At 60.2% G+C, this 11116-nt stretch carries 8 protein-coding genes; 5 read left to right on the plus strand and 3 right to left on the minus strand.

Annotated features, from left to right (window positions below; translation table 11 throughout):
* The first annotated feature begins 8 nt into the window (after positions 1 to 8).
* Positions 9 to 1562 (plus strand): transporter associated domain-containing protein, encoded by a 1554-nt coding sequence (locus TQ38_RS26540; RefSeq protein WP_043978831.1) that lies wholly within the window; start codon positions 9 to 11, stop codon positions 1560 to 1562.
* A gap of 30 nt (positions 1563 to 1592) precedes the next feature.
* On the opposite strand, the gene TQ38_RS26545 is transcribed toward TQ38_RS26540, so the two are convergent.
* On the minus strand, positions 1593 to 2741 hold the full coding sequence (locus tag TQ38_RS26545) for a tyrosine-type recombinase/integrase (protein ID WP_370059860.1): 1149 nt from the start codon (positions 2739 to 2741) through the stop codon (positions 1593 to 1595).
* A 310-nt stretch (positions 2742 to 3051) separates the two neighbouring features.
* Here TQ38_RS26545 and TQ38_RS26550 point away from each other — a divergent pair, with 310 nt between their 5' ends.
* The 3 genes from TQ38_RS26550 to TQ38_RS26565 all read left to right on the plus strand — a co-directional run bounded on the left by TQ38_RS26550 (position 3052) and on the right by TQ38_RS26565 (position 6756).
* Entirely contained in the window at positions 3052 to 4707 is a 1656-nt protein-coding gene (locus TQ38_RS26550) for a Mu transposase C-terminal domain-containing protein (RefSeq protein ID WP_113942095.1), read from the plus strand.
* Positions 4704 to 5627, plus strand: coding sequence for a TniB family NTP-binding protein (locus TQ38_RS26555; protein ID WP_113942096.1), 924 nt, complete (start codon positions 4704 to 4706; stop codon positions 5625 to 5627). The genes TQ38_RS26550 and TQ38_RS26555 overlap by 4 nt, the downstream gene beginning before the upstream one ends.
* A 493-nt stretch (positions 5628 to 6120) precedes the next feature.
* Positions 6121 to 6756, plus strand: coding sequence for a hypothetical protein (locus TQ38_RS26565; RefSeq protein ID WP_162792422.1), 636 nt, complete (start codon positions 6121 to 6123; stop codon positions 6754 to 6756).
* Between the two features lie 616 nt (positions 6757 to 7372).
* Here the strand turns inward: TQ38_RS26565 and TQ38_RS26570 are convergent.
* Both TQ38_RS26570 and TQ38_RS26575 read right to left on the minus strand, forming a co-directional pair.
* Positions 7373 to 7714: a type II toxin-antitoxin system RelE/ParE family toxin gene (locus TQ38_RS26570; RefSeq protein ID WP_043980700.1), complete on the minus strand. Its 342-nt coding sequence runs from the start codon at positions 7712 to 7714 to the stop codon at positions 7373 to 7375.
* Complete coding sequence (locus tag TQ38_RS26575) at positions 7707 to 7988, minus strand: type II toxin-antitoxin system Phd/YefM family antitoxin (protein ID WP_043980702.1); 282 nt, start codon at positions 7986 to 7988, stop codon at positions 7707 to 7709. The genes TQ38_RS26570 and TQ38_RS26575 overlap by 8 nt, the downstream gene beginning before the upstream one ends.
* Positions 7989 to 8704: 716 nt before the next feature.
* On the opposite strand from TQ38_RS26575, the gene TQ38_RS26580 reads away from it, so the two are divergent.
* Positions 8705 to 9876, plus strand: a protein-coding gene (locus tag TQ38_RS26580; protein WP_113942024.1) for an IS3 family transposase whose coding sequence is annotated in 2 segments (ribosomal slippage) — positions 8705 to 8969 and positions 8969 to 9876 — 1173 coding nt in all. Because the reading frame shifts where the segments join, the coding sequence is not laid out codon by codon here.
* The last annotated feature ends 1240 nt before the right edge of the window (positions 9877 to 11116 follow it).

Raw genomic sequence — 11116 nt, forward strand, 5'->3', positions numbered from 1 at the left:
CGAACCCGATGGAAATGCTTGCTGATCCTTCAATTTGGGTGGGACTGCTGACGCTTGTCCTCCTCGAGGTAGTGCTCGGGATCGACAATCTCGTTTTCATCGCCATCCTGGCGGACAAGCTGCCGGCGCATCAGCGCGATAAAGCGCGGCTGCTCGGCCTCTCGCTAGCGCTCGTGATGCGCCTGATACTGCTTGCCAGCATCGCCTGGATCGTCGGGCTGACCACTACGGTGTTCTCTCTGCTCGGCCATGATTTTTCCTGGCGGGACATCATTCTGGCGGGCGGCGGTGTTTTCCTCCTCATCAAAGCCACGATGGAAATCCACGAACGGCTGGAGGGCCACGACGAGGACGGCGGCAACGGCGCCGTAAAGGCCACGTTCTGGGTGACGATTGCCCAGATCCTGGCGCTGGACGCCGTGTTTTCTCTCGATTCCATCATCACGGCGGTGGGCATGGTCGATCATCTGTGGGTGATGATGACCGCCGTGGTCGTGGCTATGGGTATCATGATCGCGGCGAGCCGCCCGCTGACGGCCTTCGTCGGCCGGCATCCCACGGTCATCATCCTTTGCCTGAGCTTCCTGCTCCTGATCGGTTTCAGCCTCGTCGCCGAGGCGTTCGGGTTCCACGTTCCAAAGGGCTACCTCTACGCCGCGATCGGCTTCTCGATACTGATCGAAGGGTTCAACCAGGTCAGCACGCGCAATCGCCGCAAGGCCCTCTCTCAACAACCTTTGCGGCAACGCGCGGCCGACAGCATCTTGCGCCTCCTGACGCCGCGAGAACGTTCGCCCGAGGCTGGCGACAACGGCGGGGATGCAAGCGCCGCGGCCACGAGCGATGAGGGCCACGCCTTTGAAGCTGCCGAGCGAGAGATGATCCATGGGGTGATCACGCTGGCCGACCTTCCGGTGGGCGCGATCATGACCGCGCGCGAGGAGGTGTTCTGGCTCGACGTCGAGGACGACATCCGGGGCAGCGCGGAACGGCTGATCGAAAGCGGCAGAACCCGTGTGCTGATATGCCGGGGATCGCTGGACGACCTGCTCGGTACTGCGGAAACACGCCGCTTGCTGCCGGCGATTCTCTCTGGCGAAGAAGTCGATCTCGTCGCCCTGGTGGAGCGTCCGCTCATCGTGCACGAGGATCTGAGCGCCCTCAAACTTATCGACGTCCTGCGCGAGACGGACGAGAAATTCGCCGTGGTGGTCGATGAGCGCGGCGGCATCGACGGAGTGGTCACAACGACCGACATCTTTGCCGCGATCGCTGGCGATCTCGCGGACGATGAGGACGAAGCTGCGTGGACGCGGGTGGATGTCCGAACGATCGAAGCGGATGCGACGATCGCGCTGTCCGATCTTCGCGAGCCGCTTGGAGTAGATCAATGGCCGTCCAGCGGCAGGTATAGCACCCTTGGCGGGTTCCTGCTTTTCGAGTTTGGGCGCATGCCCGACGTGGGCGATCAAATCCGGCGGGTCGAGTTCGACTTCACGGTCCTGTCGATCCGCCCCAGCAGGATCGCGCAGGTCAGAATCAGCACTGCGCCAAACGCCTAAGTTTATTGGTCACATGGTCCGGAGCCACATCTACACCAGCTTCTTCATGAGCCTTCCCGCCGCCCCATGCTCCGCGGCCAGGTTGCGATTGTAGGCGAGCGGCATACGCGGGCTTTTCCAACGCAAGGCGTCCATGATTCCGGCCAGGTCCTCACCGCTCGCGAACAGGTCCTGGTTGAGCCCGACCCGCGTGGAATGTCCGCTGATCCGCTGCAGCAGGTGCTCCAAGTCGTCCTTAGTCAGATCCGGCAAAGCGCCCTGGTCGAAAGCCCGCCGGATGATCGCCCGCCAGATCGGCCCGATCGAGCCCGGATGCAGAGCGGCCTCGCCGAAACTATATTCGGTGCGCGCCGGCACTGCGGGCTTGGGCAACGTCTTGCGCAGGTCCCAAATCTCCCGCCCCGATATCGTCGACAAGTCACGCCCGGGCACGCGGGCCCGCGCCGTGTAGTGCCGCACGATCACCCGCCGGAATAACGGGCCGGTAACGATGCCGGCCGCTGCCGCCCACGCGTACACCGCGCGCACGGTCCGCGGGCTCAGGAACGCAGTGGCGCCCTCCCCTTCTCTGTCGCCCTTGCTACGCGCGATGGTCAGCAGCCGTGCGTCGGGATCGGTTGCCGGCACGATGTGCTCCAGCGTAACCGCGACGAGTTCGCTGGCGCGCAGACCCGTGTCGTATGCAAGACTGAGCAGCGCACGGTCGCGCAGGCCCATGGGATCCGCGCCGCAGCTCTCGAGCAGCGCGCGCAGATTGAGCCCCCGCGCCGGATCGCGCTCGAGGTCGGCGACAGGGCCCTTGAAGCGCAGCGGCGCGGCCTGGCGCTGGGCGACGCCCTTGTCGCGGCGGATCGCCGCCAGCGTCAGCTTGACCAGAGGCGCAGTGGTCGGATCGACGAGCCCGAGCAGCTGGTGCAGCCGGGCGATCGAGGCCTTGTAGCGCGCGAGTGAGGCCGGCTTGGCCCCCTGCCCTGCGCGGAACTTGAGATAATCGGCCACATCCCCCGCGCTGGCTGGCAGCGTAATCCGGCGATGCTGGCGGCACCACAGATCGAACGCAGTCAGATCCGAGCGCAGTGCCAGCAGGGTATGGCGCGAGGCGGCGGCCTGGAAGGCTTCGAGGAGGGGCGCGTCGATCACCACCCGTTCGGCCGTGCGCAAGGTGGTTACCAGCGGCAGCAGCGCCTGGCGGTCAGGGCTTTTCTTCCGAGGTGTCGGCGCGGCTTCAGGGCCAATACGGCCGTCATCCTGCGGTATAGGAAAAAACGAGTCCGGCGGTTTAGGCACCTAGTTCCTCACAAGCTGTTCGAAATCCGCGGAATTTCGCCATTTCGGCTGTCGGTTTCAGAATAAGACCGGACTGGAAAATGGCGCATTTCGTTCATTCATATTTCTAAATAACAGCGGACTCTCGCTGTCTGAAGCATTCTTTGATAGAATAACACTGGACTGCGCTGAGCGAGTCTCCAGCGCTTTCGTGGGCAAGGTGATGGCCGATACAGGCACTACCCTGACGCGCGCCGATACCGGCGCATGGCGCATCGCTTGCGATCGCGAGCCGGTAATTCGTGCGCTCGTCGCGATGCCAACCCTCACCCGTTCTGCCCTCCTGTGCGCCTGCGCCGAACTCAGCCTGAGCAGGACGAGGGTCTTCGAACTTGTCGCACGATACCGAAAGGATCCCGTCACGACCTCGCTTCTGGATCAGGGACGCGGCTTTCCGAAAGGCGGATCCCGCCTGGATCCACAACTGGATCAGATCATCGATACGACGATCGAAAGCTTCTACCTGACCCGCCCGAAGCCGACGATGGCCCAACTGGTCCGGAGGGTCAAAGAAGTATGCCACGAAGGCAGCCTCAAACCGCCCGCCCGTGGGACGATCGCAGCACGCGTCGCTCTCGTAGAACGAAACCGACTGGTGAAGGCACGCGACGGTCGCAAAGCCGCCAGCGATCGTCACCGGCCTGTGGTGGGATCATACTTCGCCGACCACGCCTTGCAGGTGGTCCAGATGGATCACACTCCCGCCGATATCATCATAGTCGACGAGCATTTTCGGAGGCCGCTCTGCAGGCCAACTCTCACCCTGCAGATCGATCTTGCAACCCGCGTCATCCCTGGTTTCTACATCTCGCTCGAGAGCCCCTCAGCTACGTCGGTGGGCATGGCCATTCGCCATGCAGTCCTCAGAAAGACAGCCTGGCTTGAAGAGCTGGAGATCAGGCTCGAATACCCCGTCTATGGTATTCCCGATGCCCTCCATCTCGACAACGCTCGGGAGTTTCATTCCCATGCACTCGCGCGTGGATGCCAGCAGCATGGGATCGAACTGAAATATCGTCCCATCGCCACACCGCACTATGGGGGTCACATTGAGCGCCTGATCGGCACGATGATTGGCGAAGTGCATCTGCTCCCGGGCACGACCTTCTCCAACGTGAAGGCAAAAGGCGATTACGCCGCGGAGGGTCAGTCGTGCATGACCCTTAAGGAATTTGAGCTCTGGTTCACGCTTCAGGTCGGAATTTATCATGGTTCGGTTCATCGCGAAATGGGCGTCCCACCGCTGACGGCGTGGAACGATGCCAATACTACACGCGCGGTGCCGCTGCGGCTGCCGGCTGACGCGGACCGTTTCCTTCTCGATTTTCTGCCCTTCGAGATGCGCCGCATTCGGCGGGAAGGTGTCGAGCTGTTTCACGCTTTCTACTGGCACGGCGCTTTGGCGCCCCTCGCCGCGAACTGCGACAGAAAGCTCCCGATCAAATACAGCCCGCTCAATCTTTCGAGCGTCTACGTCGAGCTGCCAGATGGCGAGCATCTCACGGTACCCCTACGCGATCGGCGCCGTCCTCCAATCACCAAATTTGAGCATGACCTTGCCGTGAAGGCATTGCGCGAACGCGGACGCCTTGCAGTCGATGAGAACTCCTTGTTCGAAATGGTGCGCGAACAGCGGCGGATAATCGTCGAGGCCATCGACCGGACTAAATCCGCGCGCAGATCGGCACAGCGAATATCCTACGCCCTGGGGCAAGACCCGCCACACTCAGAGATGCTCTCATTGCCAACGCCAATGGACGCGGCACCGCCCTGTGATACCGAACCTGTCGTGCCCTTCACGATCGAGGAGCGAACATGACCGCCCTCTACGATCACCTGTTTCCCGCTTACCGGGATACGGCATCGATGCCGGACGATGAACGGATCGACTGGCTGCGGCGAGACCGCTGGATGGCGCTTCCGCAAGCCGGAGAAGCGCTCAGACGGCTGGAGGATGTGCTGACCTATCCCCAACGCGGCCGGATGCCGTGCCTCCTGCTGTTCGGTACCACCGGCATGGGCAAGAGCGAGATCGTGAATAGGTTCGCCGAGCTGCACGCCTCGTCGTACGACCAGCGCGCCGGGCTCACGACAATGCCGGTGGTGGTCGTTCAGATGCCTCCGCAACCAAGCGAGGAGGAGTTCTACACCGAGCTGCTGTTGGCGATGAACCTCACAGAGTTCGAGCATATGTCCCTGCGATCGCTCCGCTCGCTTTCGCGTCGAATGCTCGCTGAACTCGGCGTTAGGGTTCTCGTGCTCGACGAGATCGACAAGATGCTGGCCGGGTCGCCGCGGCAGCAGCGCATCTTTCTTAATACGATCCGCTTCCTGACAAACGATTTGAAGATACCAATCGTATGCGCCGGTACCGAGGACGCGCGGATTGCGGTCTTGACCGATCCTAACCTTGCTGATCGTTTTGCTGCATTCGAACTGGTCCCGTGGCGCAACGATCAGGCGTTCCGACAGCTCATGGCCAGCTTTTCCGGACTGCTTCCGCTGCGCCTGCCCTCGCAGCTCGATGCAAACGACGTGCGTCAACGCGTTCTCAACCTGAGCCAGGGCGTAACGGGTCGGATTTTCCGCCTTATGGAAGCCCTCGCCATCGCCGCGATCCGTAACAAGCGGGAGATGATCGACGCGAGCAGCTTCGATGACGAGGCGCTGTTGCTTCCCCTAGTATCGATGCAGGTGATCGCCAATACCAACCGGACTTTGCGTCGGCGCGTCGCGTGATCCCGCCTCCGGCGCCATTTCCCGATGAGCTGCTGACTTCTTGGCTTGCCCGACAGAACTGGCGTGTCCGCGGTCGAGCTTTTCAGGACCCGAAGGTCGTTCTCGATCGCAGGGGCCGCTGGCGTCTCCCGGACATTCACCCGCCAGCTGCCTGGTTGAAAGCGGTGTCGCTAGAGTTCGGCGTACCTCCCTCCAGCCTCGCAGAGATCACCATCGAGCGCGCCATTCGGGCATACCGCTTGACTTCCTCGCGTGGGACGCGCCGCCATTCCAGACTGAGCATGAGACCCTTCGCCCCATTCCAAGACTGCACGTGAGCTGGTGTACGCGGTGTCTGGCCGAAGATTATGCCGCTGGCCAGCCAGCCTATCTGCGCCGGCACTGGGTACTGGCGGTATCCGGCTTTTGCCACAAACACAAATGGCCGCTCCAGGACCGATGTGCTGCGTGCGGCTGCTTTCGCTGGAGGCTCTCAGCTGCCGCGAGCGGCCCGTTGCGCATGATCTGCCGGGGCTGCTGGCGCCCGCTTGAGAGGGCGGCTCCCGAGACACTTGTCGCCGATCAAAAAGCCATGAATTGCTGGGATCACGTCATCGAGTTGGAGGTTGCAGTGGCGACCGCCCTTCGTGGCAGGACACCAGACCAACACCGTTTCAACTTCACCTCGGCAGAGCAACTGCTCAACGAAGTGCGCGACGTCTGCCAGTTGCTCGTCGGCCATCATCGTTCCTGGGCACGGACCGCCATCCCCCTGAACAGCTACGTCTGTCCGGCCATGACCCCCGGATCGGATCCGCCCGAATTTCACTCGAGTGACAAGTTGCACCCGATGGCGATCGCCAGCATGGCCATGCGTCGCTCTATGCTCTCCGCGGTCAAAGGCATTCTCGACCCTCGCATCGAGACTGGGAGAGTTCTGTTTGGCGAGCATAAGCCGCCGGCAATTGAGACGTTTGTCGCCTCGGTGGACGAAGACGCGCTCCAACAAAATATCGAAGCGATGAAACGCTGGTCACCTGCTTTTGTCGACCGCGTTGTCGTCGCTCGACGCGGAAGGCGACGTAACGCCCGGATCGCTGATCTTGAGAGCCGAATAGCAAGGATCGGATCGTCGCTCGCGCGTGTTTAACCAGAGCCTGTGACGACCCTTCTTGTTGCGGGTTTTGAGCGCGCGCGGCGGAGTCCGGATTATTCTGAAAAGAGTCCGGGGTTATTCTGACACTCCGACGGGCTGCGACGTGGAAGGCCCACGAGTCCGGCCATATTCCGAAACCGACACCGTTTCGGCCGTCTGACAGGCATTTTAGCCCTGATGAAATGGTTATGCAATAACTGCACTTATCGTATGTTAAGAGCACCGTAGTATCAGTACATGTATATTTATCGGCCGTTAGCTTTACCTTTTAGGGTAAGCGGCTGATTTTCTGCGATTATATATGCCCGCACATTCTCCATATTGGCTTCCCGCTATCGCCGGATGGAAACTCTGTGCCCAAGTTCAGAGAGAGGGAGAATGGCCCCTCTCCCTGCTGCGGCGATATGCCCTCGTTTTCGACTGGTCCCGGTCCGAGGGACAGTCTCGGTCAGCGGCGCTACCAACTATCGCCATTGCAGACGGGCATTTTGCTGGCGCAGCTATCCCGGCGCGCCTCAGCGACAGCCAAGGTCGAATTCGGGGCCCACACTCGCCGCGCTCTTGCTTTAAGGGGACCGCACACGGGCCATTGTCCCCCATGATATGAGATTTAGTGCGGCCGGCCGAGCAGCCGCCGCTCGAGTAAAGTCTGCATATCGCGCCGACCGTCGGCGATGATCAGAATGACAACGCACCGTTCAAAAACCCGGTAGATCAGCCGGTAATGCCGCAGAAGGATCTGGCGAAATTCCCGCATTCCAAGATCTTGCAGTTCGTTCGGAATTGCGCCCCGATCGGGAAATTGCTCCAGCGTGTCGACGGATCGCAGCAATTCATCGAGCAGCGCGTCGGCGTCGTCCAAGCCCCTGCCCGCCGTCAGGTATCGGTGAATTTCTTCGAGATCATCCTCGGCTCCCTGCGTCAGTTCAACAACAAACCGCCGATCAGTCATCCGGGCGCGCTGCCTTTGCCCGCAGTCGCTCTACGACTGCTCTAGCTGGCCGCGTTCGACCCGCCTCAATATCCCCCTGCCCTAGCGCGAGCAGTTTGAGCATCGCCAGAGTTTCTTGGCCTTGCTCGAATGACGCAACATCCTGCAGCACAGCCTTTGCCTCGCCATTCTGAGTGATCACCATCGGCTGCCGGCTGTCAGCAAGGTCTGAGAGCACCTCGGCGGCATTCGCCTTCAGGTAACTGATCGGTCTCACCTGAGTCGAAAGTCGCATAAAGAATTTTCCCAAGAGACTAAATTCAGTCCTTATTTAGTCTCACAAGGCCTCTGCCGCAAGCGCCGACAGGCATGGTCTTTTTGCGCTCCGCGCCCGCCTGGTCCATCGCCACGCGGAGCACCAAAATCTTGGAAGCGCGACCATCCCGATCGCGGCGAGGATAGTGATGGCTATCTGCGATCCGAATCACGGGGCTCACCCCCGGTTCTACCAATGGCTGGGAGGTGCACTCGACGGGACTGCTCGTTTGCACTAAATCGTCCAATTCCGCCCGAAATTTTGTCCCCTAGGAGGGCCGTAGAGCGCCATTAGGCCTCCGGCCCTCACTGTGCCTTCACCCTAGCCCATGATGCACCCTACAGGCCCTCCTAGGCGCTTGGAGGCGTTTTCCGTCTTTGTTCTCAATCGGCTTTAATGGTCCGCAGGCTGTACGTGATAAAGCGTGGTTTCTTCGTACCGAAATCAAATGGCTCGACCTGCTCGGACCGACTGGAAATGAATTTGGTGCAAATTACCCCGCAACGGCACAGTGATGTAAATGTGACGTGGCGGCCCTGGTGAAGTGTTGTTAAGCCAAGTCGAACGGCTATCCAGACAGACCGGCTTTCTTGGTTCTAAATTTAGAATACGTTTTGAGGCGACCCTTCATTTGATCTGCCCCCCGCTGAGTGGCCCAGAGACTATGATAGTCTGGACCATGAAAGGGGCATTGAATGCCGAGCAAGAAGCACAAGCCGGAAGAGATCATCGGCAAGCTGCGTGAAGTTGAGATTGTGCTAGCGCAGGGAGCCTCGACTGCCGAGGCATGCCGGCGGATCGCGGTCAGCGAGCAGACCTATTATCGGTGGCGCAAGGAGTATGGCGGCCTGAAGACCGATCAGGCGCGGCGGATGAAGGATCTGGAGAAGGAGAACCAGCGGCTTCGCCGTGCGATCTCGGACCTGACGCTGGACAAGCTGATCCTGCAGGAGGCGGCAAAGGGAAACTTCTAAGCCCCGCGCGGCGGCGACGCTGCATTGATCATGTGCGACGAGAGTTTCCGGTATCCGAGCGACGGATATGCCGGGTGCTGGGTCAGCATCGATCGACGCAGCGCAAGATGCCGCGCGGGGCGGATGACGAACAGGCACTGACCGAGGACATCATTGCATTGGCGAAGCAATATGGTCGTTACGGCTACCGCCGGGTCACGGCGTTGCTGTGCCATGCAGGGTGGACGGTGAACCATAAACGTGTCGAGCGGATATGGCGGCGTGAAGGACTGAAAGTCCCGCAGCGCCAGCCAAAGCGCGGGCGTCTATGGCTCAATGACGGATCCTGCATCCGCCTGCGGCCGGAATATCCGGGACATGTATGGGCCTACGACTTCGTCGAAGGGCGCACGCATGATGGCCGCAAGTTCCGCATCCTGACCATCATCGATGAGGCCAGCCGGGAGTGCCTGGCGCTCGTCGTGGCGCGTCGGCTCAGGCATGAGGATGTTCTGGCGGCCTTAGCCGACCTGTTCATCTCGCGCGGCCCTCCGGCACATATACGGTCCGATAATGGCAGCGAATTTATCGCGACCGCCGTCCAGCAATGGCTGGGGCAGATCGGCGTGAAGACGCTCTACATCACGCCGGGATCACCATGGGAGAATGGCTATAACGAAAGCTTCAACGGGTCGCTTCGCGACGAACTGCTCAACGGCGAGATCTTCTACAGCCTCGCCGAAGCCAAGGTGCTGATCGAAGCTTGGCGGCGGCATTACAACACCGTCCGCCCGCATAGCAGTCTGGGATACCGACCACCGGCACCTGAAACGGCGACACCGCCATATCCGGCCTCCGGTTCCGCTTCGCTCCACCTCCGACCGGATATGGCGGCGATGGGCTTAATCCACTAACAAACCAAACGGTCCACTCGGTGGGGGCAGATCACATTCCTGAGCGCTCGGTTCGCTTGTGCCACGCGGGCAGTCGCGGAGTTTGTGCGCTTATAGCGCAGAGAATAATCGATCCGATCATCGTCTCTTCGTCGCGATGGGAATGTTCCTCCCCTCTGGACAACGATCGCTTGGGGTGAGCTCTGAGCACACGGAGCGTACGATCCCCTATCGTTATGCCGTGTCGGTCACGCACATTCTTGACGGATAGGTCGAGTGCTTCTTGTCGGACGGATATCAGTATATCGCCACAGCTAGTGGCTGCCTCTGGCACGGCCATTCGGTTCAGCAGATACCGAAGCGTAGAATGGGCGATGAAGCGGTGGTGGCTCATAGTCGGCGCAGGAGCGTTCCCGCGCTGCTCGGTAGGAAGGTTTGCTGAATCCTCGAAGCCCCCCTTCCCTCTCTCATCTTGAAAATCTCAATTCAATATCCGCCGAAGGCGCGCGGTTAAGGTGGTTATGATTCTTAAGTTAGGGAGTTAAGGGGGCCTCGTTGCGAGCCGATCTCTCCAGAACACCGCGAGTCGCAGCTTGTGGATAGAATCTGATAACACGCATGAGGGCATTCGATACCACGTCGTCCAGATTCTAAAACCACGTGCCACGCCGTTTGATACCACGCTCGGTAGTTTCAGCTTGTTGATAACTTGGATTACGGTCAATCGCTGATCCCGATCCAAAACTGCAGTTCCACCCGAATATGAAGGTAACCCGCCGATAATAGGCTGATTTAACTGGAAGCCATTCCCCGTCAGTTCGGCATCTACGTCGTGTTTTCAGGAAGCCGACGTTTAGTAGCCTCGTGTTATCCGGAAGGTTGATGATGAGCCTGAAGGAATGCTTTCGTCAGGCTCCTACATACAGTGGCAAACGAAGCCTCCCTGCCTTTTGCCGCTAATTCCAAAAGCCGCACCCTGCCCTGCCCTGCCCTGCCCTGCCACGCCACTGGCCTCATTGTGGGACGCTCTTCGCAGTTTTACGTGTGTCCTCTTTGAAGAGCCCTCCAGCAGCAACCTGCCGGAGGGGGCGGTTTGTAGCGCAGTGTTTTATACAGCGAGCCGCGCCAGCCAAGGCGAGAAGGTGCATCCGATCATCTCGGAGACCCAAGCCAATGAACATTTGCAACATGAATTGCCTCACAGCTTTTGATTGCAGGAAAGCTTACGGGTCGTGATCCTCGACCATCGCACGCGCTGGTG

The organism is Novosphingobium sp. P6W (assembly GCF_000876675.2).
Classification (GTDB): domain Bacteria; phylum Pseudomonadota; class Alphaproteobacteria; order Sphingomonadales; family Sphingomonadaceae; genus Novosphingobium.